This window comes from Acinetobacter sp. YH12040, from assembly GCF_013420005.1.
In the GTDB taxonomy this organism is placed as follows: Bacteria; Pseudomonadota; Gammaproteobacteria; order Pseudomonadales; family Moraxellaceae; genus Acinetobacter; species Acinetobacter amyesii.
The window spans coordinates 1-24,586 of record NZ_VOZB01000018.1 but is presented as its reverse complement, the minus strand read 5'-3'; the positions used below and the strand labels follow the sequence as shown (position 1 = coordinate 24,586).

The window sequence follows — 24,586 nt, the reverse complement described above, 5'->3', positions numbered from 1 at the left end:
GATAATCGCAAAAGCGCATATTCTAAAAGCGGACATTTTTACTTTGGAGAAACCGGACATTTCTATTTTGGAGTTACAAACGCATTTCGTATAAGGTGTATTATGTTAATTTTAGATTTTTTAAAAAATTAGGGCATCCATGAATCCTTTAGAATTCTACTGTTTAATATTGAAAAATATGGATAAAAACCTGGCTAAGAAACTAGGTAAAATTGAGAAAAAATATACTAATGTTCCATTTAAAAATGATGAAATAGCTAAAGTTAAAATTAAATCCGAATTTGCTTCAGAAATGGGGTTTTTCGTACTTAATTCAGCAACTTCTTTAGCTGTAGATGAAGAAAACTATAATTTTGCATACTGCTTAAAAATCTTAGAACTATATCCAATTAAGAATAACGATTTTTTTTATTGGAATGAGCATATAAAGCTATTTTCAGAATTAGAAAAAAATAATTTTTTATATGAAGATGTCTGCAAACTACATGATTTTCTGGTAAATAACTTTAGCTTTAACGGTGATTTAAAGAATATTATTAGTCATGAGATGCTTAGAAATTCTGGCGTCAATATACTGCTAATTTTAATTCACTTAGATCATTTAATTTCTAAGAAGTGGGGATTCCAATCAATCTCACTAAACCAAGCATTAAAGTTTAAGTTTAAAAATAAACGACCATACTTCCCATCAAAAACTTTTACAGATTTTCTTTTATTTATCTTAAAGATAAATGCAAAGTTTGAAGCAACAAAAGGACATAAAGTCGAGATTCTGAAGACTATTCCTCCAACTAATGGTTTTGAGCAATGGTTAGATCCTTCTCTCGAAGATGAACAAATTAAAGAATTTATACAACTAATTAAAAAAGTTAGAGAAAACAGAAGACTATGCTACTTGAATGAAGTCTATGAGTTCCTAGGTCTACCTTATGGTGAGTTTAAAAATGATGAAATTTATGAACAAGTCTCAGAAGAGAATTATTTATTCCTGAAAAATGAACTTCCAGAAGATAAGTGGTTTGAAAGTATTAATGCCATAGCTGGCCTATGGTTAATATATTTTTGGCAAGACTTTTATTATAAACATTTTCAAAAAACAGCCAGCGTTTCTACGTTAGCTACATCAGAAGATTTTATCGTGATATGGGAAGCCTTCCTGAAGAAATATCCTTCAGAAGGCCAATATCTTTGGCCTTCTGAATTGATATTACAAGATAAATAAATTTTTATTTACGAGGTGGATTATTGTCTCGGCCACCACCTGATGGATTTCCAGTAGTACTAGGCCAACCTGCTGTGCTCATAGTTTTCATCCTTATTTAGATTTCGTAGGTTTATGATTAGGATTCAATTGTCGGCTACGGTTGTCCTGATTCTGCGCATGTTGAATATTATTAGGATTTTTTACTGTAGCACGTTGATCATTCGCTGTTTGTGTCATTGCTTTCTCCTTAAAATGTTTGAACATCTGACAAGGAAAGTATGGCTTCAAAAAAATATGCATCTTGCCTGAAAAACAGTAAAAAAGTTTAAATTTTAACCAAAAAAATTATGTATTTAACATAATGGTGTTATACGAAATTAATGGATGTTCGTATAAATTACTTGCATATTGTATTCGATCGAATACAATATAGTGAGAAGATAAGGAATCCTCATGATTGAAATTAAACGTCTTCCAGAATTTGATGAATGGTTGGATGGCATTAAAGACAATATGACCCGTATCCGCCTGAATCGTCGATTAGATAAGGTTCAACGTGGAAACTGGGGAGACATTAAACCTCTCCAAGATGGCGTTTGGGAAATGAGAGAATTCTTCGGTTCTGGATGGAGGATGTATTACATCCAACATGGTGACGTTGTGATTGTAATGCTTGGTGGTGGAGATAAATCAACTCAACAACAAGACATCGATCGGGCAGTCAAACTATCGAAAACATTGGAGGATTAAAATGGTTAAAGTCGCTGATTTACCAAGTTTTGATATGGCTGAGTCGCTCAAAACTGAAGAAGACATTGTGATGTATCTCAATATGGTTCTTGAAGAAAATGATCCAGCTGAATTAGCCCATGCACTTGGTGTTATTGCTAAAGCTCGTGGCATGACTCAAATCGCTAAAGAAGCAGGGATTGGGCGTGAAGCACTCTACAAAGCCCTACGTCAGGATTCAGCACCACGTTTTGATACGATTAATCGTGTAGTAAATGCTTTAGGCTTAAAACTCACAGTACAACACGCTTAAAACTTTAAAAATATAGTAAAAATGGGAGCTAAAGGCTCCCATTTTTAGATTCGTATAAGGTGTATTATGTTAATTTTAGAAATTCTATATAAATATAGAATTTTTAAAACTTAAATTCTGGCATGTGTCCCATACTTATCAATCATGATCGAACTGGCTTCATTTAGACCACGTACTGTGACATTCGCACCATTCTTTTGAAATTTATTTACAACAGAATCAAGCATGGCGACTGATGTTACATCCCAAATGTGAGAATGGGTCAAATCAATAATCACCTCCTTTACATCCTCTTTAAAGTCAAAACCTTGCATGAATTTTTCAGAAGAACTAAAGAAGATCTGACCTCTCAACTCATATAAACGGGCCATTCCTTCAAAAGATGCTGTCACCTGGATATCATTTTCAAGTTTATTCGCCAGGAACAAGGCTGAAAGTAATACGCCTGTTAACACACCCAAAGCCAGGTTATGCGTAGCAACAACTACAATCACCGTCGCAATCATGACGATATTACTACTCTTAGGATTATCTTTTAACTGAGTGACAGAACTCCATTCAAAGGTACTGATAGAGACCATTATCATTACCGCTACCAATGCAGCCATTGGAATCACTTTGAGCCAGTCGCTGATAAATACAACCAGAATAAGAAGAAAAATGCCCGCAGAGAATGTTGATAAGCGTGTAAGGCCACCTGATTTTACGTTAATCATAGATTGACCAATCATTGCACAACCGGCCATGCCACCCATAAAGCCAGAAGCAATATTCGCAATCCCTTGTCCCTTACATTCCTGATATTTATCACTTGGCGTATCAGTCATTTCATCCACGATAGTTGCTGTCATCATCGATTCAAGTAAACCTACAGCCGCCAGTGCGACTGAATAAGGCAAAATAATCATCAATGTTTCAATATTCAAAGGAATATCTGGAATCAAGAACATTGGAAGTGTGTCAGGTAAAGACCCCATATCGCCCACGGTCCGTACATCAATTCCTAAAGCGATTGCCAATAATGTGATTGCAATGATGCAGACTAGTGGAGAAGGGAGTAATTTTCCTAATTTGGGAACCAGAGGGAATAGATAAATAATTGCTAAACCTAAAGCAACAAAAGCATATACATGCCAGGTCACATTAATCAGTTCAGGCAATTGAGCCATGAAAATTAAGATCGCTAACGCATTTACGAATCCAATAACCACAGATTTAGATACAAACCGCATTAACTTGGCGAGCTTTAAATAGCCTGCCAATATTTGAATCACGCCTGTCAAAATTGTTGCTGCCAGCAGATATTCAAGCCCATGCTCTTTGACCAATGTGACCATAAGCAGCGCCATTGCACCAGTGGCTGCTGAAATCATGGCAGGACGACCACCTACGAAAGAAATCACGACGGCAATACAGAAGGATGCGTATAGACCAACTTTAGGATCTACACCTGCAATAATTGAAAATGCGATGGCTTCAGGGATGAGTGCAAGACCGACGACTAATCCGGCAAGTACATCCCCACGGATGTTAGAGAACCACTGTTCTCGGACATTAGATAACATAAACATAGCCTGTTTTTTAATTTTTCAGATAGGCTAGTGATGTGATATATACAACACACAAACGACTACACCACATCACTAGACAGTGATGAGTTATTTACAGATTTAAGACGATAAATAAACTTAAGGTGGCGTAAGTGTCATAAGATGAAAGAACGTTTTAGAGTAAAAAAATCAGGACAAGGGTAACAGCTAGGTACTTTTTTATAAAGCCTGGATGTTATATCCAAGCTTTGTTTAATCGGTATTTTATGAAGCTTTTGGCTCCCCAAGTAATTGACCTATTTCCAAACGTGTATAGCCACGTTCTTTAAAAATCAAAACAATAGCCTGTTTATAATCTTCAGAAGTAGAAGTCTTATACTTAGTTATCAGTTGATTTTCAGAATTCAGCTCAAGATCATTTTTGATGGTCAATACTTCGCTAGAGATCTTGTTAAAGATATTTAGGTTAAACATACAGGCACTCGTCATCCGTATTATAGCGGCCCGACTATAACGAATACCTGTCTTAGCTACGCTAGACACCCTTGGCCGCAAGGATTACAAATTAAGAAAAATTCCGCAAGTTTTTGTCTATTGAAAGAATAAATAATCTCCCAACTGCTATCTATTTAACATAATGGTGGTTATACGAAATTCTGTTGTAGCCCCATACATTCAAGTTTATTTCTTGCATGAATGTATCCTATAGGATACATTACTCTTATGTACTCAATATATACCACTGAAGTCTTTGATGACTGGTTTACTAAGTTAAAAGACCTGCAGGCAAAAAGACGTATACAAGTCCGAATTGATCGGGTTGAAGATGGAAACTTTGGAGATACTGAACCAGTAGGTGAAGGTGTTTCTGAATTACGTTTCTTCTTTGGACCTGGCTACAGGATCTATTACTGTAAGCAAGGGCAAAGGGTCGTTATTCTTTTAGCAGGCGGAGACAAGTCTACGCAAAGTAAAGATATAAAACTTGCCCTACAATTAGCACAAGATTTAGAGGAGGAGCTGTAAATGGCTATCAAACTTCGCAAATGGGACAGTGCTGAACATCTTAAAACAGAAGAAGATATGCAAGCTTACCTACAAGCCTGTATCGATGAATCTAATGGTGATGCGGCATTCATTGCAAAAGCTTTAGGTAATATTGCTAAAGCTAAAGGAATGGCTCAATTATCAAGAGACACTGGTTTAGGTCGAGAAAGTCTTTATAAAGCACTTTCTGGCGATGTAAATCCAAGCTTTGATACTGTTATTAAAGTCGTAAAAGCACTGAATTTACGCTTAGCAATTTAAAAAAAACTAGTAAAAAAGGGAGCTTTAAGCTCCATTTTTCATTTCAACTTCGTATAACGTGTATTATGTTAATTTTAGGAAAAGTGAAAAATAATCTACAATAGAATCTACGAAAAATTGGCCATCAATTATGCCTGATTTCTCCAGTGGAAATAATTGGATTGTGAGATCCCCCACTCAAAATCATAAATTAGAAAGAATTGAAGCATTTCTTTCCAATTATGCTTATAAACCTCACCGACATGATACTTATGCTATTGGCAGGACTCTTTCCGGAGTTCAAAACTTTCATTACAAAGGTACATTGCAACATAGCTTGCCAGGCATGACTATGGTTCTACACCCGGATGAAAAGCATGATGGTGAATCAGGAACATTAGATGGCTATCGCTATAGAATGATTTACATCGAACCAGCGATGATCCAAACCATTTTAAAGGGTAAACCTTTGCCTTTTATCAGACATGGCTTAAGTAATGATATTCGCCTGTTTAGGGCAATGGATAGCTTTCTAAATAATATAAATAATTATATGGATACCCTAGAAGAGGAAGATGCTCTATTTGATTTGGCAACTACACTGTGTGAAATTTCAGATACTTCATCTAACCAAAACAAAAAATTTGACTACAAGGCAGCAGAGAGAGCGCGTGAGTGTATTTTGGCGTATCCACATGAAAACTTAAGTTTGTCAGATTTAGAGAAACATGCTGATCGTGACCGCTGGAGCCTTTCTCGTGATTTCCGATTATTATTTGGAACTAGCCCACACCGTTATATGATCATGCGTCGCTTAGAAACAGTTAAGTTCTACCTTGCTCAAGGGGAGTCTATTGTTAATGCTGCTTTAAATGCAGGCTTTTTTGATCAGAGTCATATGACCAGACATTTTATAAAAACATTTGGTTTAACTCCCACTCAATGGAAAATGATAAATATTAAAAGATAGCCGTTCGATTTGAACGGCTAATTTGTCCTACAGCAGATTTATTCCATTAAGAAAATCTTTGAACATAAAAAGCCCTGATAAAATCAAGAGTATACCCATCAGCTTATTTAGCCGATTAAACCAGATAGGATTAGCAATTTTGTTGCCTAATACTTTTCCAACCAGAGCATAGGTGAATGGTGCGCCAACAGCACCAAGTGAAATCAGTAAAGAAACTATCAAGATCATGATTCCTGTGATTTTGGCTGCAGGGTACATAATTGTCGTAACAGGTAGAATGACGAGAATGGCTTTTGGATTTAATAACTGAATAAATAAGCCATTTAAGAATGTTAGATGGCTTTCTTGCTGTTGAGTTGTTTCTACATTCGCCCTAATCATTTTTATAGCCAAGTAGAATGTATAAATTGCACCCGCTAAAGCAATATAATGAATCAATCCATGTGGAATAACAGCTTCACCTATATAGCCAAACAATACGAATAAGATCAACATGGCGAAACCAATGCCTAGGTAAAATCCTATAGTCTTTTTTAATTGACCTGTAAGGCCAGAATTTAGCCCCATAAAATTTACAGGGCCTGGGCTATACATAACGCTTAATGTATAAAGAAATATTTCCACAGAGTTCACTCAATTAGATAGCAATAAACATCAAAGAGAGAACGGTATCGAGTTATAGGCCTTAAAGATTGTACGTTTGTGCTGAACTAATTAAAAATTTCTATTTAACTTATGTTCACCTAAAGTTCACTTCATAAGTGTATAAAGAAACTATGTATTGTATTTTCAATTGCTTATATAAATATTAGTCTTGGTTTAGAATTTTAAAGTTCATGAACTATGAGAAAAAACTAAGATACGATCAAAATTGTAGAACAACAAAATTATTTATACTAATTTACAAGCCACGCTGTTTAAGCGTGTCATTAAAAAATAAATCTTTTAATCTCTCCACACAATCTCCACACAATCTCCACACAACATCAGCAATTCATAAACACTGCTATTTCAAAATAGTAGTATCTAAAACCCCCCCTCTGAAAAAGCATGTCAACACATTATCATTTAATAGGTTCAATACTTATTACAACTGTACTTTTAATCGGCTGTACACAAGCCAAAGATGCTGAACAGTCCCCAACAGAAATGCCACCAGCGGTTGTCAGTACCATCACGGTATTACCGCATTCCATGAATTTAATTGAAAATCTTCCAGGCCGTGTTGTCGCTTACCGTATTGCTGAAATTCGCCCGCAAGTAGGTGGAATTGTTGATAAAGTACTTTTTAAGCAAGGCTCTTATGTGCAAGCAGGTCAACCGCTTTTTAAATTGAATTCTGAAATATTTCAGGCAGATGTAAAAAGCAATCAAGCCACTTTAAACCGTGCACAAGCTGAGGTGACACGTTTGCAGGTGCTGTTAAAACGCTACACTGAATTAGTAAAAGTAAATGCGGTTAGTCAGCAGGAATACAACAATACCGAAGCAGATTATCAAAAAGCAAAAGCCGATGTGGCGCAAATGCAAGCCATGTTAAGCAGACAACAACTTAATCTTAAATATGCGACTGTTACAGCCCCTATCTCGGGAACGATTGGTGAAATCTTAGTGACTGAGGGTGCATTAGTTGGTCAAGGTGATACTAATGCAATGGCCGTAATACAACAGATTAATAAAGTCTATGTTGATGTAAAGCAATCAATTAGTGATTATGAAAAACTACAGGAAGCTTTACAGCAAGGTGACGTGTCAAATACCAAACATACGGTTGAAATCCTAAATAGTCAGGGTAAACCTTATAACGTTACAGGTGAAATCCTATTTTCGGATACTAAAGTTGATCCTGATACGGGTGATGTCACAATCCGTATTTTAGCCAATAATGAAAATCAAAAACTTTTGCCAGGCATGTATGTTCGAGTCAATATGAGCCGAGCTCAAGTTGAAAATGCGCTCCTAGTTCCAGAACAAGCGATTCAACATGATATTAGTGGTAAAGCCAATGTTACGATTGTTAATCAAAAAGGTTTAGCGCAAAGCAAGCCTGTTCAGCTTGGTCAACGTTATCAAAATAACTATGTGATCAAACAAGGGTTACAAGCAGGTGAGAAAGTCATTGTTGAAGGGGCTGATCGTATACAGCCTGAGCAAAAATTAAAAATTAAGCAGTGGCAACCTACAAATATTAAGGAAAATGGAGGACAGCAATAATGTCCCAATTTTTCATTAGGCGTCCTATTTTTGCATGGGTGATTGCTTTATTTATTATTCTGTTGGGTGTACTAAGCATCCCCAAGTTACCTATTGCACGATTCCCAAGTGTTGCGCCACCACAGATTAGTATTACGGCAATCTATCCAGGTGCTACGCCAAAAACATTGAATGATAGTGTTGTGACCTTGATTGAGCGGGAAATGTCAGGTGTCAAAAACTTACTTTATTACAGTTCAAGTTCAGATAGTTCTGGAACAGCAACAATCACCGCAACATTTAAACCAGGTACAGATGTAGAACTTGCACAAATTGATGTGCAAAACAAAATTAAAGCCATTGAGTCACGCTTACCTCAAACAGTGCGACAACAAGGGCTGATGGTCGATGCTGCGTCGTCTGGTTTTTTAATGATGGTGGGCTTAAGTTCACCGAATGGCAAATATAGTGAAATTGATGTCAGTGACTATATGACTCGCTATGTGATTGAAGAATTAAAGCGGGTTGACGGTGTTGGTAAAGTCCAAAATTTTGGTGCTGAAAAAGCCATGCGGATTTGGGTCGATCCAGATCGTTTGGTTTCTTATGGATTGAGTATTCAAGATGTGAATACAGCCATCCAAAACCAAAACTTGCCGATATCACCAGGTCGTATTGGTGATGTTCCTGCTTTGACGGGGCAACAAATTACTATTCCTTTAACTGCTCAAGGTCAATTAGAAACTGTAGAGCAATTCAAGAAAATTAGTTTACGTGCTCAACAAAATGGCGCCAATGTTCGACTGTCGGATGTCGCTCGTGTCGAAATCGGGGCACAGATGTATAACTTTGCGATTTTAGAAAATGGCAAAGCCTCTACAGCTGTGGCGATACAAATGAGTCCTGGTGCCAACGCTGTCAAGACTGCAGAAGGTGTTAAAGCGAAAATTGAACAGTTAGGTTCAGCACTGCCTGATGGTATGAAATTCTCTATACCTTACGACACTGCACCTTTTGTAAAAATCTCGATTGAAAAAGTAATCATGACATTGCTTGAAGCTATGGCATTAGTTTTTATTGTCATGTTTATCTTTTTACACAATGTTCGATACACCTTAATTCCGGCGATTGTTGCACCGATTGCATTGCTTGGCACATTCTCAGTCATGCTGCTTGCTGGTTTTTCGATTAATGTGCTGACCATGTTCGGTATGGTGCTTGCGATCGGGATTATTGTCGATGATGCGATTGTGGTCATTGAGAATGTTGAACGCATTATGGCGACAGAAGGCTTATCTCCAGTTGAAGCCACATCTAAAGCCATGAAGGAAATTACCAATCCGATTATTGGCATCACCTTAGTGTTAGCCGCTGTATTCTTGCCGATGGCATTGGCGTCAGGCTCAGTGGGGATTATCTATCGTCAGTTCACCATTACCATGTCGGTTTCAATTTTATTCTCAGCTTTCCTTGCACTGACATTAACCCCTGCGTTATGTGCAACGATGTTAAAACCGATTGATCAAGACCATCAGAAAAAGGGTGTTTTTGCATCGTTTGATCGCAGTTTTGAGAAGCTGAACAATCGCTATGAACGCAGTTTATTTAAAGTAATTAAACATAAAACCCTCGCAATGTTATGTTTCTTAGGCATTGTCATTGTGCTGATTTTTAGTTTTAAACACGTTCCGACTGCGTTTATGCCAGAAGAAGATCAGGGGTGGTTTATGACTTCGATTCAACTTCCTGCGGATGCAACTCAAGAACGTACCCGTAAAGTCGTTGCTGAGTTTCAAAATTATTTAGACCAAGAAACGGGGATTAAAGACAATATGGCGGTCTTAGGTTTTGGTTTTAGTGGATCTGGTCAGAATACAGCGATGTATTTTACCAATCTATTGCCATTCGAAGAGCGTACTATTACGGCACAAGAAGTCGTGAATAATGCCAATATAGCGATGGCTGAAAGTTCAGAAGGTCAAACCATGTCTGTGTTACCACCAGCAATTGATGAATTGGGTAACTCATCTGGTTTTTCACTGAGATTATTAGATCGTGGCAATATTGGCATGCCTGCTTTAAGAGAAGCACAAGATCAGCTTTTAGCATTAGCAGCACAAAGTAAAATCGTGGCGGAGGTCTATCCTGAAGGTTTGCCAGATGGCAGTTCTGTACAGCTTAAAATTGATAGAGATAAATTGCAGGCATTAGGTGTTAATTTCAGTGATGTGACCGATATTATTTCAACCTCAATGGGTTCGATGTATATCAATGATTTTCCAAATCATGACCGTATGCAGCAAGTCATTGTGCAACTTGATGCCAAATCACGCATGAGTATTGAAGATATTCTTCAGATTAAGGTGAACAGTCAAAGCGGTAAATTGGTTTCAATGTCTGAAATAATTACTCCAATTTGGCAACATTCCCCACAACAATACAATCGTTACAACGGTCGTCCATCATTGAGTATTTCTGGCAGTCCAGCAGCAGGTATATCTTCAGGACAAGCCATGACTGAGATGGAAAATTTGATTGAACAACTTCCGAAAGGTGTGGGTTATGAGTGGACTGGGATTTCTCTAGAAGAAAAACAGTCGGAATCACAAACCTTGTTTTTATTACTGTTGTCGATGTTAGTCGTTTTCCTTGTCTTGGCAGCGCTTTATGAAAGCTGGTCAATTCCATTCTCTGTGATGCTAGTTGTCCCTCTAGGGTTGATTGGCGCCTTTTTAGCAGTAATGTTACGTGGTATGCCAAATGATATTTTCTTTAAGGTCGGCATGATCACGATTATTGGTCTATCTGCAAAGAATGCTATTTTGATTGTTGAGTTTGCAAAAGCACTAAGAGAAGAAGGAATGGGTTTAGTGGAGGCAACCGTTGCAGCCGCTAAATTGCGCTTACGTCCAATCCTAATGACATCTTTGGCATTTACCTGTGGCGTTATTCCTTTAGTCATTGCCAGTGGCGCTAGTTCTGAAACTCAAAAAGCGATTGGTACAGGCGTCTTTGGCGGCATGATCAGCGCAACAATTCTAGCTGTTATTTTTGTACCGATTTTCTTTATTGTCGTCATGAGCATGGTTGAGAAATTCTCGAAACGTAAAGCGGCACATTAAGCATCAAAACTGAGAATAAAAGCTGTGGGTTAACGAGTTTAGCCCACAACAAATCTTTCATTTACATCTTTATTTCAGAATTGATTTAATAAACCATCAATATAGGTTTAATCATGAAAGCTACCAATCTTGATCCGAAACGCTGGTGGATATTGCTCGCTGTCGTGCTTGCATTTCTGCCGATTGTGATTGATATGACTGTACTGCATGTTGCGGTTCCCTCATTAACCCAATCGCTGAGTGCCACAAGTAACCAAGTCTTATGGATTATTGATATTTATCCATTACTTATGGCTGGACTTTTAGTTCCGATGGGAACTTTGGCTGATCGTGTCGGCAATCGTAAGATTCTGCTGATTGGCTTGGTTATATTTGGAATTGCCTCAGTCCTTGCGGCATTTTCCCAAACGGCTTCTATGCTGATTGCCGCACGTGCTTTATTAGCATTAGGCGGTGCCATGATTATGCCCTGTGTATTGGGTATTATTCGCAGAACCTTCGAAGACAGTCGCGAACGTGCCATTGCGCTGGGTATTTGGGGCACAATCGGATCAGCCGGTGCCGCCATTGGACCGCTCATTGGTGGGGGATTGTTAGAATATTTCTGGTGGGGTTCAGTTTTCCTGATTAACGTCCCAATCATGCTGGTTGTCGCACCAATGTGCTATTTCTTATTGTCCCGAAAAGAAGCTATAACCCCTGGACATTGGGCATTTGGTCAAGCGCTATTGCTGATTGTCGGTTTGATTTCGTTTGTATATGCACTAAAAGCAGGCTTAGGCGGTAAACAGTCGTTGTTGATTGTCTTGCCTTTGGTCGTTTTATCTATCGGCTTATTAACCATATTTGTACGCAAACAGCTGAATTCTCCTCAGCCGATGCTAGATCTTTCGCTATTTTCACGTCCTGCTATTTTAGCCGGCATTATTATGGCAATGGTTGCTGCAGGCGCTTTGGCAGGGGTTGAGTTAACTTTGGCAATGGAGCTGCAATATGTCATTCGTTTAACACCGCTGCAAGCCGGTCTTTTTATGGTTCCGATTATGGTTGCGGCCGCTATTGGCGGGCCTATTGCTGGTTTTTTATCCAATAAATTTGGACTCCGTCTGGTTGCGACCATGTCATTAATATTGGCAGCAATTGCGTTGGTCAGTTTGAGTTATTCAGATTTTCATCATCCGGGAATCATCGTTCCCTTTATTTTAGCTTCGATTGGATTAACACTGAGTATTGGTTTAACAGCTTCATCCATTGCGATCATGGGCTCAGTACCTGCAGAAAAGGGCGGTGCGGCAGGTTCACTTGAAAGTACAGGTTATGAACTGGGTACAGGACTAGGTATTACTTTATTTGGTGTTTTCATGGCCTATATATTTGGCAGTCATCTTCAAGTGCCGTCAGATTTAACTGCTGTTTTAGCAGAAAAAGCCAGACTTTCGATTGGTGATACCTATTTAGTGGCGAGCCAGTTACCCGTTGAACAAGGTACAGCATTGATTAACGCAGGTAAAATTGCCTTCAGTTCAGCTCATGTTAATTTATTATTAACAGCAGGGATTATCATCGGGATACTCTCCATTGTGGTATTTTTTATGCTAGCTAAATATCGAGATGAGAATTCATTGTGATGAAATTTATTTGAGGATCATCAAACAGAATGGTTAAGTTCAGACATCAATTTATCTTAAATTTATGGTTTAAATTAAGCCGTATTAATCTGAACTTAACACATTATAAATGAGTTGATGTCTTACGATTTAGTTGAATAGTAAAACAGCTGCCACCTAAGTTTTTGGATTTAGAATAATAAATATGACCTTGGTGTGCTTCAATAATTGCATCAATCACTGCCAAGCCTAATCCAGTACCGCCATCTAGACATGATCTAGAGTCTTCCAGTCGATAGAAGGGTTTGAACAGGTGTTTAAGATGCGATTCATCAATACCAGGACCTTCATCTTCAAACGTCAATACCCAATGTTCTGCTGTGGTTACAGATGTAATATTTATTTTTCCAGCATTCGAATATCTTAGAAAGTTAGAGAACAATGCAATAAAGACCTGTTCCATCCTTCTTATATCAACGCAAACCAATTTATCCGTCAAATTTAAAACAATAGTTAAACCTTTAACATGAAACCGTTCATTAAACATCTGCAGACATTTTTCAATACTATTTTTTAAATTGGTCTTTTCTAGTTCTAATCGTAATTGTTTATTTTCAATAAGTGTCAGTGTCCGTAAATCTTCCACAAGGTAAGATAAGCCTTCGACTTGGTTCAATAAGCTTAGGTGTAAAGCTTTATCGGCAATAAATATACCATCGACAATACCTTGCAAGCGACCTTGTAATATTGTCACAGGTGTTCGTAATTCATGTGCAATTGCAGCATTCCAAACAGTTGAATTCTTAACTGATACTTCAAGTTGGTTTGCCATTTCATTGAAGTTCTCAATAAGAGACTTGATTTCATGTGGAATATCATGATGTGGCTGTTTAATTCTGAGTGCTAAATTGCCTTGTTGAATTTGTTGAATAACATCTGCTAAATCACTAATTGGCTGTGTATAGCGTTTTCCATATTTAAAGGCGAGGATAGTAGAAAGAAAAAAGCCTGTTAATAGCACTAAAAACAGCCAGATAAAGTCAACGGAGGTAACTGAAAATTCATTTGAATTAATAACTTGTGTATTTAGAAAACCTATTTTTATCGCCCAGCTATAAACAAAATAGCCAATCATGAAAGATAACAGCGTAATGCCTAAATTGAATAGGCTCATCATGATAATAAACTGGAAGTTAATTCCAACAGAATTTTTAAAAAAGTTAAATTTCATGATTTTGATCTAAGCGATACCCCACGCCACGGACATTGATTAATAAGCCATTTACATCATTTTCTTCAAGTTTTTTGCGTAATTTGCTGATATGGCTATCTACAGTGCGATCTAAAGCATCACTTTCAGGCATACAGTTTTGGATCAATTCATTACGTGTAAAGACTTTATTCGGTGTTTTTGCCATCAAAAACAGTATCTTATACTCAGTTAACGTAAGGTTGAGCAACTGATTTCTTTGACCATTTGAAATGTAAACTTGATGATGATCTGGATTAATTTCAATATTTCTATAACGAATAATATTAGTTATTTCCATATTTTGGCTTGTACTTCGTCTAAGTACGGCTTGTATTCGTGCAATCACTTCGTTTGGGTTAAATGGCTTAATAATAAAGTCATCAGCACCCATTTTTAGCCCCATGATCTTATTCACTTGATCATCTAAGGCAGTCAGCATAATGACAGGTAAATGACTTGTTTGACGGATGATTTGTAGAATTTCCCAGCCATTTAGTTTGGGTAATTTAATATCAAGGAGAATCAGGTCGATAGAGTTGGCTTTTAGGCACTCTAAAGCTTGTTGTCCATCCAATGCACGGATGACCTGCATGTTTTCATTTTTTATGTATTTTTCAAGAATGTCACCAATATCATAATCATCTTCTACAACGAGAATGACGCTGTTTTCGAAGCTGTGCTGTAGATTTGGATACATATATTTTATCTTAGATGAAGTAGCTATGCATTTTAACATTTAATTGTGTAATGGAGATGATTAGACGAGCAGTCATTTATATTTGTAATTGAGGGGTGACATATAATAAAATTCGTTGCATATCAGTATTAATGAACAAAATGTCAATTATCATTCATTTAACATAATGGCTGTTATACGAAACAGAGATGTAACTCCAAAATAAAAATGTCCGGTTTCTCCGAGGTAAAATATGACTTTTGAACAAAAATAAGCCATTGTTTATTCTTTTTATTTCCAACAAAATTCCAGAACTCATCTACTTCGAGAGATTCATAATGACTTTGCTGAGGCTGAATTTCATAGGTTGATTCAGTTAAAGTACGTAAAACTTTACCGATACTGATGCGCTCAACTTCAGCAATATCTCGTATACCGCTGCCTCTGACCATCAACTGTAATATTTTACGAGTAATACCTGACTTACATCCTAGATAGCTCAGTGCATGATCACCAATAAACTGACGTTTACAGTCTTTGCACTGATAGTTTTGTTTCCCATCTACTTTGATACCATTTTTCTTTATACTATCACTGAGGCAGGTTGGACATTTGATTGCTAGAGTTATTTGCATTTCTCTATTTTATCAAAATCCAATCGGCTTTTTCTTCAGCATACTTTTTGAAACACTACCAAATTTTAAAGTTGTATATCATGAAATTATTAAAAATATTGAGTTTAGTTTGCTTAAGCATAAGTATTGGGGCTTGTGCTGAGCATAGTATGAGTCGAGCAAAAACAAGTACAATTCCACAAGTGAATAACTCAATCATCGATCAGAATGTTCAAGCGCTTTTTAATGAAATCTCAGCTGATGCTGTGTTTGTCACATATGATGGTCAAAATATTAAAAAATATGGCACGCATTTAGACCGAGCAAAAACAGCTTATATTCCTGCATCTACATTTAAAATTGCCAATGCACTAATTGGTTTAGAAAATCATAAAGCAACATCTACAGAAATATTTAAGTGGGATGGAAAGCCACGTTTTTTTAAAGCATGGGACAAAGATTTTACTTTGGGCGAAGCCATGCAAGCATCTACAGTGCCTGTATATCAAGAATTGGCACGTCGTATTGGTCCAAGCTTAATGCAAAGTGAATTGCAACGTATTGGTTATGGCAATATGCAAATAGGCACGGAAGTTGATCAATTTTGGTTGAAAGGGCCTTTGACAATTACACCTATACAAGAAGTAAAGTTTGTGTATGATTTAGCCCAAGGGCAATTGCCTTTTAAACCTGAAGTTCAGCAACAAGTGAAAGAGATGTTGTATGTAGAGCGCAGAGGGGAGAATCGTCTATATGCTAAAAGTGGCTGGGGAATGGCTGTAGACCCGCAAGTGGGTTGGTATGTGGGTTTTGTTGAAAAGGCAGATGGGCAAGTGGTGGCATTTGCTTTAAATATGCAAATGAAAGCTGGTGATGATATTGCTCTACGTAAACAATTGTCTTTAGATGTGCTAGATAAGTTGGGTGTTTTTCATTATTTATAAGAATTAGAAGTTTGAGGTTAATCTATTTTTGGTAGTGTTTCAAAAAGTATGCTGAAGAAAAAGCCGATTGGATTTTGATAAAATAGAGAAATGCAAATAACTCTAGCAATCAAATGTCCAACCTGCCTCAGTGATAGTATAAAGAAAAATGGTATCAAAGTAGATGGGAAACAAAACTATCAGTGCAAAGACTGTAAACGTCAGTTTATTGGTGATCATGCACTGAGCTATCTAGGATGTAAGTCAGGTATTACTCGTAAAATATTACAGTTGATGGTCAGAGGCAGCGGTATACGAGATATTGCTGAAGTTGAGCGCATCAGTATCGGTAAAGTTTTACGTACTTTAACTGAATCAACCTATGAAATTCAGCCTCAGCAAAGTCATTATGAATCTCTCGAAGTAGATGAGTTCTGGAATTTTGTTGGAAATAAAAAGAATAAACAATGGCTTATTTACGCCTATCATCGAGAAACAGGTGAAATTGTTGCTTATGTTTGGGGTAAACGAGATTTAGCTACAGTCTAACAATTGAAGACAAAGCTTAAACAATTAGATATTCACTACACCCGAATTGCAAGTGATCATTGGGACAGTTTCATCACTGCTTTTAAAAATGGTAAGCAAAGTATTGGTAAATTTTTTACTGTAGGTATTGAAGGCAATAATTGCAAAATAAGGCATAGAATTAGGCGTAGCTTCAGAAGAAGCTGTAATTTTTCAAAAAAGCTTGAAAACCATTTTAAAGCTTTTGATTTAGCCTTCTTTTCTTTTACATCAATAATGGCTTCATTTAAAGGCAGCATACTTTTTGAAGCACCACCAAAATTTTATGTTAAGTAGAGACTAAAAATGCCCTTGATTAAGGGCTTACAAGGGCATTTTGTATAAGGTGTATTATGTTAATTTTAGAATTTCTTCATTAGATAATTTTTGATAAGCTAAATCCATTAGGACTAATTAAGTAAATATGAGCAATTGGGTCAATGTCACACAGGATAAGTCTACAGGTATAGAACTAATTCATGCCCACTTCAAAGGCTTTGCATACGATCCTCATCTACACTCAAGTTATCTTATAGGGGTAACAGAGTTAGGACATCAACAATTCAATTGTAGAAAAAAAATTATTGATAGCTATCAAGGTCAAACTTTCATGCTTGAACCTGAAGAAGTTCATGATGGTAATGCACCAGATCCTCTCGGCTTCACTTATAAAATGATGCATTTAGATCCAGCATGGTTAAAAAAAAGCTATGAAGGAATATTTAATGAGCCTATCGAACTTGCTATCGAATCAACCCTACGTTCTGATCCTCAACTTTCACATTTGATACTTTCAACCTACAATATATTGAATAACAATGAATCTCAATTGATGAAAGATACGTATTTAGATCTTTTATTAGAAAACTTAGGTAATACCCCCATTTTTAATTGAATTAATGGGTAGAAAATCTAAAGCCTTGTTATTGTTTAAAAATAGGTGGACAACCATTTACTGACATATGAGGTCGTTCATGATTATAAAAGTACTGCCAGTCAGTTGTATAGTCCTGCACCTCGCTCAGATCTCGAAATAAATATTGATTTAGACACTCATAACGTACTGTACGATTAAATCGCTCAACATATGCATTTTGCTGTGGATTGCCTGGTTGAGTAAATACATGCTCAATACCATGCTGATCACACCACTTTTCCATCAGCTCACTTATATACTCTGGGCCGTTGTCGGTTCTAATGCGTTTAGGTTTGCCTCGCCATTCAATGAGCTGATCAAGTCCTCTCAGTACACGTTCTGCTGGCAATGAAAAGTCAATCAATATATCCAATGACTCGCGATTATAGTCATCAATCACGTTGTGAACTCGATAACTACGTCCATCACTGAGTTGATCATGCATAAAGTCCATTGACCATGATTCATTCTTAGCTGTCGGTACTGCAAGGGTTTCTGGCTGTTCTCGTTTAATCCGCTTATTAGGCTTGATTCTTAAATTAAGCTCAAGCTCCTTATAAATGCGATAGACACGTTTGTGGTTCCATTTGTATTTTTTAACATTACGCAAATACAGGAAACAAAGCTTGAAGCCCCATGTTTTATGATCATTGGTTAATTGAATCAACCATTCGGCAATCTGTTGATTCTCTTCATCTAAACGAGCTTTATAGCGATAACACGTTTGACTGACTTTAAAAATTAAGCAGGCCATGCTGATTGAAATCTTAAATTGCTCAGTAGCTTGCTGAGCAAGTGACTTTCGCTGAACAGGCCTTAAAACTTTTTTAAAAGTGCATCTTGCAAGATGTCTGACTTTAGCCGCTCATCAGCATACATGCGTTTTAAACGGGCATTTTCAGCCTCAAGTTCTTTAAGCCGCGTCATCATTGAAAGATCCATGCCGCCATATTTGGACTTCCACTTGTAGAATGTAGCAGAGCTCATACCATGTTCGCGGCACAAGTTCGGTATGGGTGTTCCTGCTTCAGCTTGCTTCAAGATACTCATGATCAAGCTGTCTGAATACTTAGATGTTTTCATAGAAAATCTCCTTAAATCAAGGTTATTCGATTTTCTACTTTTAAACTCAATTATTTTTAGGGAGGATTACCGTTTGCTTGGTTATAAAAAAGTGGAGAGATTAAAAAGCTGCAAGGGCGATCTATGATCGTGCATTTACCCTTGCGGTCTTTTTTGAACGAACTATAACCAGAAAAAGCAAAGCCCTTAGCACACTAAAATATTAGGTACGTCAAGCGGTATCTTGGATAGTAAAATCGAACGGAAAAAAAGCACTTGATATACTTATCAAGTGCTTTCCTAGCCTTTATGTTCGTAAATAAACCACTTGTAACTTGTAACTTTTTTCATGTTACAAGTTACCACTCGTGGTAGTTACCACAAAGCCACATGTTAACATTAAATAATGTTAAGCATTTCATGGAAAAGCTTTTCTATAATCTTTAAGGCTTCTTGTGTACTTCTTGCTAGTCTAGGGACCTCTTTAGCTCCTTGGAAGCTGTCAGTAGTATACCTAATAATTTATCTACATTCCCTTTAGTAACGTGTAACTTTCCAAATTTACAAAAGCGACTCATAGAATTATTTCCTCCCGTTAAATAATAGATAACTATTAAAAATAGACAATACTTGCTCATAAGTAACGGTACTTAAATTGTTTACTTTGGCGTGTTTCATTGCTTGATGAAACTGATTTTTAGTAAACAGTTGACGATATTCTCGATTGACCCATTTTGAAACAAAGTACGTATATAGCTTCCAATATTTATCTGGAACATCTGTGGTATGGCGGGTAAGTTTTATTAAGACACTGTTTACTCTTGGTTTAGGATGAAAGCATTCCGCTGGCAGCTTAAGCAATTGCTGAATCGAGACTTGAGTGTGCAAGAGCAACCCTAGTGTTCGGTGAATATCCAAGGTACGCTTGTAGAATCCTTCTTCAACAATCAGATAGATGTCAGACGCATGGCTTTCAAAAACCACTTTTTTAATAATTTGTGTGCTTAAATGGTAAGGAATATTCCCAACAATTTTATACCTCTGTTTGTTAGGGAATTGAAACTGTAGAATATCTTGGTGAATTAAAGTGACACGAGTATTCAGTTTTAATTTTTCTGACGATAAGTTGAATAGATGACTGTCTAATTCAATAGACGTTACCTGTTTACTTATTTTAGCCAGTTTCGTCGTTAAATGCCCTTTACCTGTTCCAATTTCGTAAACGGTATCGGTTTCTTTTAAATTCAATTGTTTTATTATTTGGTTGAGTACTTTTTCACTCGTTAAAAAGTTTTGAGAATATTTTATATTAAAATAAGCCTTATATCCAAGCATAAAACAAGGTTGTCTAGACTTCTTTTAACAGTAAAGTTATCATAAAACTGAATTTTATTTTTTAGGTAAGTTTATGCATTCTATCCGCATTCGTTAAGACACAACTATTTGCATAGTGACACTATTTTATAATGGTGGGCTTTTGTTGTGTCTTTAAGAATATATGCGGATATATAAAGTAAAAGTATGCTTAATTTATAAGTATGCTTTTAGTGCATAGTTTCCAGTTATAACTTAATTGACTAGCTATTTGTCCACCCTGTGGATGAATAGCTTTTTTTTTGGGAGGACACTGTGATGCTAGCTTTTGTTTTCACCTAAATCCTGTTTGCTGCATAAAAAATTTCAAGAGCTAAACAGGAGTAAATAAAAATGAGTTTAATTATTAAAGCGAGAAACATACGCTTGGATTATGCTGGGCGTGATGTTTTGGATATTGATGAATTGGAAATTCACTCTTATGACCGTATTGGTCTTGTGGGTGATAACGGAGCAGGAAAGAGTAGTTTACTCAAAGTACTTAATGGCGAAATTGTTTTAGCCGAAGCGACATTACAGCGTTTTGGTGATTTTGCACATATCAGCCAACTGGGCGGAATCGAAATAGAAACGGTCGAAGACCGGGCAATGTTATCTCGCCTTGGTGTTTCCAATGTACAAAACGACACAATGAGTGGCGGAGAGGAAACTCGTGCAAAAATTGCTGCCGCATTTTCCCAACAAGTACATGGCATTCTAGCGGATGAACCAACCAGCCACCTTGATCTCAATGGAATAGATCTACTTATTGGTCAACTTAAAGCATTTGATGGAGCATTACTTGTTATCAGTCATGACCGATATTTTCTTGATATGGTTGTAGACAAGATATGGGAGTTAAAAGACGGTAAAATTACGGAATATTGGGGTGGTTACTCGGATTACTTGCGTCAAAAAGAAGAAGAGCGACAACACCAAGCCGTAGAATATGAGCTGATGATGAAGGAACGGGAGCGATTAGAATCTGCTGTGCAAGAAAAACGCCAGCAAGCTAATCGATTAGACAATAAGAAAAAAGGAGAAAAATCCAAAAACTCTACCGAAAGTGCTGGACGACTTGGGCATGCAAAAATGACTGGCACCAAGCAAAGAAAACTGTATCAGGCAGCTAAGAGTATGGAAAAGCGTTTGGCTGCATTAGAAGATATTCAAGCACCAGAGCATTTGCGTTCTATTCGTTTTCGTCAAAGTTCAGCCCTAGAACTGCACAATAAGTTCCCGATTACGGCAGATGGTCTGAGCTTAAAATTTGGTAGCCGTACTATCTTTGATGACGCTAACTTTATAATACCGCTTGGCGCTAAAGTCGCTATAACTGGATCGAATGGAACAGGGAAAACGTCCTTGTTAAAAATGATATCAGAACGTGCTGATGGATTAACCATATCTCCAAAAGCTGAAATTGGCTACTTTACACAAACAGGATATAAATTTAACACGCATAAATCTGTGCTCTCCTTTATGCAGGAAGAGTGCGAGTACACAGTTGCGGAAATTCGTGCAGTATTGGCTTCAATGGGGATCGGAGCGAATGATATTCAAAAAAACTTATCCGACTTATCGGGAGGTGAAATCATCAAACTGCTTTTATCCAAAATGCTTTTAGGAAAATATAATATTTTGCTTATGGATGAACCAGGAAACTATCTTGACCTAAAAAGTATTGCCGCATTAGAAACAATGATGAAGTCCTATGCAGGAACTATTATCTTCGTATCTCATGACAAGCAATTGGTCGATAATATTGCTGACATTATCTACGAGATCAAAGACCACAAAATCATCAAGACTTTTGAGAGAGATTGTTAATGATAGCCAATCTAATCCGAACATTAATTATTGAACTCTTTAAAGGAAATTAAAAATGACAATTCAAGATATTCAATCACTTGCTGAAGCACACGGCTTGTTGCTTACGGACAAAATGAATTTCAATGAAATGGGCATTGATTTTAAGGTCGTTTTTGCTCTTGATACAAAGGGGCAACAATGGTTGCTGCGTATTCCTCGTCGTGATGGCATGAGGGAACAAATCAAGAAAGAAAAACGCATTTTAGAATTGGTAAAAAAACATCTTTCTGTAGAGGTTCCTGATTGGAGAATTTCATCTACAGAATTAGTGGCTTATCCCATACTTAAAGATAATCCTGTTTTAAATTTGGATGCTGAAACCTATGAAATAATTTGGAATATGGACAAAGATAGCCCGAAATACATAACATCTTTGGCAAAAACCTTATTTGAAATCCATAGTATTCCTGAAAAAGAAGTTCGGGAAAATGATTTGAAAATTATGAAACCTTCAGATTTAAGACCTGAAATAGCAAACAATTTGCAGTTAGTAAAATCTGAAATTGGTATAAGTGAGCAATTGGAAACCCGCTACAGAAAATGGTTGGATAATGATGTTCTATGGGCAGATTTCACCCAATTTATACATGGCGATTTATATGCTGGGCATGTACTAGCTTCAAAGGATGGAGCTGTTTCAGGCGTTATTGATTGGTCAACAGCCCATATAGATGACCCAGCGATTGATTTTGCTGGGCATGTAACTTTGTTTGGAGAAGAAAGCCTCAAAACTCTAATCATCGAGTATGAAAAACTAGGGGGTAAAGTTTGGAATAAACTATATGAACAGACTTTAGAAAGAGCAGCGGCCTCTCCTTTGATGTATGGTTTATTTGCCTTAGAAACTCAAAATGAAAGCCTTATCGTTGGAGCAAAAGCTCAGTTGGGAGTTATATAATTTAAAAATATGATTGCTGAGAACTGCCTTGTTTTGAAACTTGGTTGGCTTTAATTAGTTTTTAGTATTCTTTATAGAAAATGCCTCGATCAAGGGGCATTTCTAACAATCATTTAACATAAAATTTCTTATGTGAAGTAACCTGAATGCAGCGGTGCCCCATTGGGGGCGCGTTGAGATAAGCCTCTTTTAGATAACTTTAGCAACTCGATAGACAGTTGCAACTCCACAATTCACTGCTTTGGCAATTTCTTCCTTAGTCATATTGCCAACTACTAGCAATTCTTTTATTCGTTTATGTTTAGCCTCATTTGCCTTCTTGCCTGTTGGTTTGTAACCCGAACGTGCCAGGCCCTGCTTAATACGTTCTATACGTTTCTCATTGTCTAGGCGGGCCATTGTTGCCAGAAGATCAATCAACATATTGTTGATGAGTTCCAAGATTGAATGAGTAATGCTGTCACTGGTTTGAATCATTTGGTAGGTAGTAGGAAGATCTGCTACGACTAAACGAAGTCCCTTCTCCTGGATCCTGCGCTTCAGCTCTTGAAAATCTCGTTGGGTTAGGCGTGATAAGCGGTCAATACTTTCAACTAACAATGTGTCACCTTGATTTGCTTCTGACAGTAGCTTATTCAATTCAGGTCGGTCTAACTTCGTACCACTATAGTTTTCCACGTACACAATGGTTTCACCCAAATTCAAGTTTTGGTTTAGATCCTGAAGAATCTGCAAAGCCCTTTCTGCATCTTGATCTTTAGTTGAAGCTCGTAGATAAATACGTGTATTCATTTCTATCATTTAATCTTAATTCTATTAGATTAATGATAATACTATCATTTAATTATTGCATTAAGTCTAATGATAGATATTGTATGCGATTTGGCTCGCTATCATTCAGGTATACTCTTTTGATAAAAAAAGCATAACTAAAAGCCATGCCTTGGGAATTCGTATAACGTGTATTATGTTAATTTTAGAAATAATTAAAAGTTTAGGAATACTAGTAGAATGCAGCTTATAGAAATAGAACCTTATTTTTGGGAACTATATGAGGATAGCGAAAATATATATCTCAATGTTCTTATAAATATGAGTGCAATTTCTTGGGAGAAAACTATCTGCTTAGATGAACAAACGATTCAGCAGTATCAGACTCAAGGAAAAGGTTTTATTGATGGCTTAGCTAAAAGGATTGAAAGTAGCCAATTTAGAAAAGATTATGAAAGATTTTACTCATATACAGATGCCTCCAAAGAACAGAAAAAAGAAATGCTTCAAGCATTTAATGAATATAAGGCTAAGCAAAATTAAATCCATTTAACATAATGGCTGTTATACGAGATGAATATGTAACTCCAAAATAGAAATGTCCGGTTTCTCCAAAGTAAAAATGTCCGCTTTTAGAATATGCGCTGTTGCAATTTTCTTAGCGGACGGTTTGATATGTTGGTGTCTATGTCGGATAAAGAACTTAA

23 protein-coding genes and 2 pseudogenes are annotated in these 24,586 nt (G+C 36.9%); 15 read left to right on the top strand and 10 right to left on the bottom strand.

Annotation, left to right across the window (positions count from 1 at the left end):
- The first annotated feature begins 139 nt into the window (after positions 1-139).
- On the top strand, positions 140-1,222 hold the full coding sequence (locus FTT99_RS15480; protein WP_004969299.1) for a hypothetical protein: 1,083 nt from the start codon (positions 140-142) through the stop codon (positions 1,220-1,222).
- A gap of 93 nt (positions 1,223-1,315) precedes the next feature.
- On the opposite strand, the gene FTT99_RS16555 is transcribed toward FTT99_RS15480, so the two are convergent.
- Positions 1,316-1,441, bottom strand: a complete 126-nt coding sequence (locus FTT99_RS16555; protein WP_004969301.1) for a hypothetical protein — start codon at positions 1,439-1,441, stop codon at positions 1,316-1,318.
- A 216-nt stretch (positions 1,442-1,657) separates the two neighbouring features.
- Here FTT99_RS16555 and FTT99_RS15475 point away from each other — a divergent pair, with 216 nt between their 5' ends.
- Positions 1,658-1,954, top strand: a complete 297-nt coding sequence (locus FTT99_RS15475; RefSeq protein ID WP_004647749.1) for a type II toxin-antitoxin system RelE/ParE family toxin — start codon at positions 1,658-1,660, stop codon at positions 1,952-1,954.
- A gap of 1 nt (position 1,955) precedes the next feature.
- Positions 1,956-2,246 (top strand): addiction module antidote protein, encoded by a 291-nt coding sequence (locus FTT99_RS15470; RefSeq protein ID WP_004969304.1) that lies wholly within the window; start codon positions 1,956-1,958, stop codon positions 2,244-2,246.
- 110 nt (positions 2,247-2,356) lie between these two features.
- Here the strand turns inward: FTT99_RS15470 and FTT99_RS15465 are convergent, their stop codons facing one another.
- Positions 2,357-3,811 carry a SulP family inorganic anion transporter gene (locus FTT99_RS15465; protein WP_026438532.1) on the bottom strand — a complete coding sequence of 485 codons (1,455 nt, stop codon included), beginning with the start codon at positions 3,809-3,811 and terminating at the stop codon, positions 2,357-2,359.
- 249 nt (positions 3,812-4,060) lie between these two features.
- A complete protein-coding gene (locus FTT99_RS15460; RefSeq protein ID WP_004976362.1) occupies positions 4,061-4,270 on the bottom strand; it encodes a hypothetical protein in 210 nt (69 codons plus the stop codon).
- Between the two features lie 249 nt (positions 4,271-4,519).
- Between FTT99_RS15460 and FTT99_RS15455 the strand changes: the two genes are divergently transcribed.
- The 3 genes from FTT99_RS15455 (at position 4,520) to FTT99_RS15445 (ending at position 6,053) form a co-directional block, all read left to right on the top strand.
- Positions 4,520-4,822, top strand: a complete 303-nt coding sequence (locus FTT99_RS15455; protein WP_154320144.1) for a type II toxin-antitoxin system RelE/ParE family toxin — start codon at positions 4,520-4,522, stop codon at positions 4,820-4,822.
- On the top strand, positions 4,823-5,104 hold the full coding sequence (locus FTT99_RS15450; protein WP_000985610.1) for an addiction module antidote protein: 282 nt from the start codon (positions 4,823-4,825) through the stop codon (positions 5,102-5,104).
- Positions 5,105-5,234: 130 nt separating this feature from the next.
- Positions 5,235-6,053: an AraC family transcriptional regulator gene (locus FTT99_RS15445; protein WP_032073151.1), complete on the top strand. Its 819-nt coding sequence runs from the start codon at positions 5,235-5,237 to the stop codon at positions 6,051-6,053.
- Positions 6,054-6,080: 27 nt separating this feature from the next.
- Here the strand turns inward: FTT99_RS15445 and FTT99_RS15440 are convergent, their stop codons facing one another.
- Positions 6,081-6,677, bottom strand: a complete 597-nt coding sequence (locus tag FTT99_RS15440; protein ID WP_074163998.1) for a LysE family translocator — start codon at positions 6,675-6,677, stop codon at positions 6,081-6,083.
- Positions 6,678-7,103: 426 nt separating this feature from the next.
- Between FTT99_RS15440 and FTT99_RS15435 the strand changes: the two genes are divergently transcribed.
- The 3 genes from FTT99_RS15435 (at position 7,104) to FTT99_RS15425 (ending at position 12,996) form a co-directional block, all read left to right on the top strand.
- Positions 7,104-8,267 (top strand): efflux RND transporter periplasmic adaptor subunit, encoded by a 1,164-nt coding sequence (locus tag FTT99_RS15435; protein WP_032073150.1) that lies wholly within the window; start codon positions 7,104-7,106, stop codon positions 8,265-8,267.
- Positions 8,264-11,368: a multidrug efflux RND transporter permease subunit gene (locus FTT99_RS15430; protein WP_270915313.1), complete on the top strand. Its 3,105-nt coding sequence runs from the start codon at positions 8,264-8,266 to the stop codon at positions 11,366-11,368. The genes FTT99_RS15435 and FTT99_RS15430 overlap by 4 nt, the downstream gene beginning before the upstream one ends.
- 113 nt (positions 11,369-11,481) lie before the next feature.
- Positions 11,482-12,996 carry an MFS transporter gene (locus tag FTT99_RS15425; protein WP_032073148.1) on the top strand — a complete coding sequence of 505 codons (1,515 nt, stop codon included), beginning with the start codon at positions 11,482-11,484 and terminating at the stop codon, positions 12,994-12,996.
- Positions 12,997-13,099: 103 nt separating this feature from the next.
- Here FTT99_RS15425 and adeS read toward each other — a convergent pair whose 3' ends face one another.
- The 3 genes and pseudogenes from adeS to FTT99_RS15410 form a co-directional block, all read right to left on the bottom strand.
- Positions 13,100-14,206, bottom strand: coding sequence for a two-component sensor histidine kinase AdeS (gene adeS, locus FTT99_RS15420; protein WP_032073131.1), 1,107 nt, complete (start codon positions 14,204-14,206; stop codon positions 13,100-13,102).
- Positions 14,196-14,924 carry an efflux system response regulator transcription factor AdeR gene (gene adeR / locus FTT99_RS15415; protein ID WP_032073130.1) on the bottom strand — a complete coding sequence of 243 codons (729 nt, stop codon included), beginning with the start codon at positions 14,922-14,924 and terminating at the stop codon, positions 14,196-14,198. The genes adeS and adeR overlap by 11 nt, the downstream gene beginning before the upstream one ends.
- A gap of 245 nt (positions 14,925-15,169) precedes the next feature.
- Positions 15,170-15,538 (bottom strand): annotated as a pseudogene (locus FTT99_RS15410) (IS1-like element ISAba3 family transposase); the annotation flags it as partial.
- Between the two features lie 80 nt (positions 15,539-15,618).
- On the opposite strand from FTT99_RS15410, the gene FTT99_RS15405 reads away from it, so the two are divergent.
- From FTT99_RS15405 to FTT99_RS15395, 3 genes and pseudogenes are all read left to right on the top strand, one after another.
- On the top strand, positions 15,619-16,461 hold the full coding sequence (locus FTT99_RS15405; protein WP_002002480.1) for a carbapenem-hydrolyzing class D beta-lactamase OXA-58: 843 nt from the start codon (positions 15,619-15,621) through the stop codon (positions 16,459-16,461).
- Positions 16,462-16,551: 90 nt separating this feature from the next.
- Positions 16,552-17,258, top strand: a pseudogene (locus FTT99_RS15400) (IS1 family transposase).
- 173 nt (positions 17,259-17,431) lie between these two features.
- Positions 17,432-17,902, top strand: coding sequence for an AraC family ligand binding domain-containing protein (locus FTT99_RS15395; RefSeq protein ID WP_020753607.1), 471 nt, complete (start codon positions 17,432-17,434; stop codon positions 17,900-17,902).
- 28 nt (positions 17,903-17,930) lie between these two features.
- On the opposite strand, the gene FTT99_RS15390 is transcribed toward FTT99_RS15395, so the two are convergent.
- Both FTT99_RS15390 and erm(B) read right to left on the bottom strand, forming a co-directional pair.
- Positions 17,931-19,006 (bottom strand): IS3-like element ISAba20 family transposase gene (locus tag FTT99_RS15390; RefSeq protein WP_087514472.1). Its coding sequence is split into 2 segments (ribosomal slippage): positions 17,931-18,754 and positions 18,754-19,006, totalling 1,077 coding nucleotides; the frame shifts between segments, so codons are not numbered across the junction.
- 561 nt (positions 19,007-19,567) lie between these two features.
- A complete protein-coding gene (erm(B), locus tag FTT99_RS15375; RefSeq protein WP_154320141.1) occupies positions 19,568-20,320 on the bottom strand; it encodes a 23S rRNA (adenine(2058)-N(6))-methyltransferase Erm(B) in 753 nt (250 codons plus the stop codon).
- A 372-nt stretch (positions 20,321-20,692) separates the two neighbouring features.
- Here erm(B) and msr(E) point away from each other — a divergent pair, with 372 nt between their 5' ends.
- Together msr(E) and FTT99_RS15365 are read left to right on the top strand one after the other, a co-directional pair.
- A complete protein-coding gene (gene msr(E), locus FTT99_RS15370) occupies positions 20,693-22,168 on the top strand; it encodes an ABC-F type ribosomal protection protein Msr(E) (RefSeq protein ID WP_000052512.1) in 1,476 nt (491 codons plus the stop codon).
- A gap of 55 nt (positions 22,169-22,223) precedes the next feature.
- The gene (locus tag FTT99_RS15365; RefSeq protein ID WP_000155092.1) at positions 22,224-23,108 is read left to right on the top strand and encodes an Mph(E) family macrolide 2'-phosphotransferase; all 885 of its coding nucleotides are present in this window, start codon (positions 22,224-22,226) and stop codon (positions 23,106-23,108) included.
- A 189-nt stretch (positions 23,109-23,297) separates the two neighbouring features.
- On the opposite strand, the gene FTT99_RS15360 is transcribed toward FTT99_RS15365, so the two are convergent.
- Positions 23,298-23,909, bottom strand: a complete 612-nt coding sequence (locus FTT99_RS15360) for a recombinase family protein (RefSeq protein WP_015060246.1) — start codon at positions 23,907-23,909, stop codon at positions 23,298-23,300.
- A gap of 210 nt (positions 23,910-24,119) precedes the next feature.
- Between FTT99_RS15360 and FTT99_RS15355 the strand changes: the two genes are divergently transcribed.
- Positions 24,120-24,422 (top strand): hypothetical protein, encoded by a 303-nt coding sequence (locus FTT99_RS15355; protein ID WP_136144098.1) that lies wholly within the window; start codon positions 24,120-24,122, stop codon positions 24,420-24,422.
- The last annotated feature ends 164 nt before the right edge of the window (positions 24,423-24,586 follow it).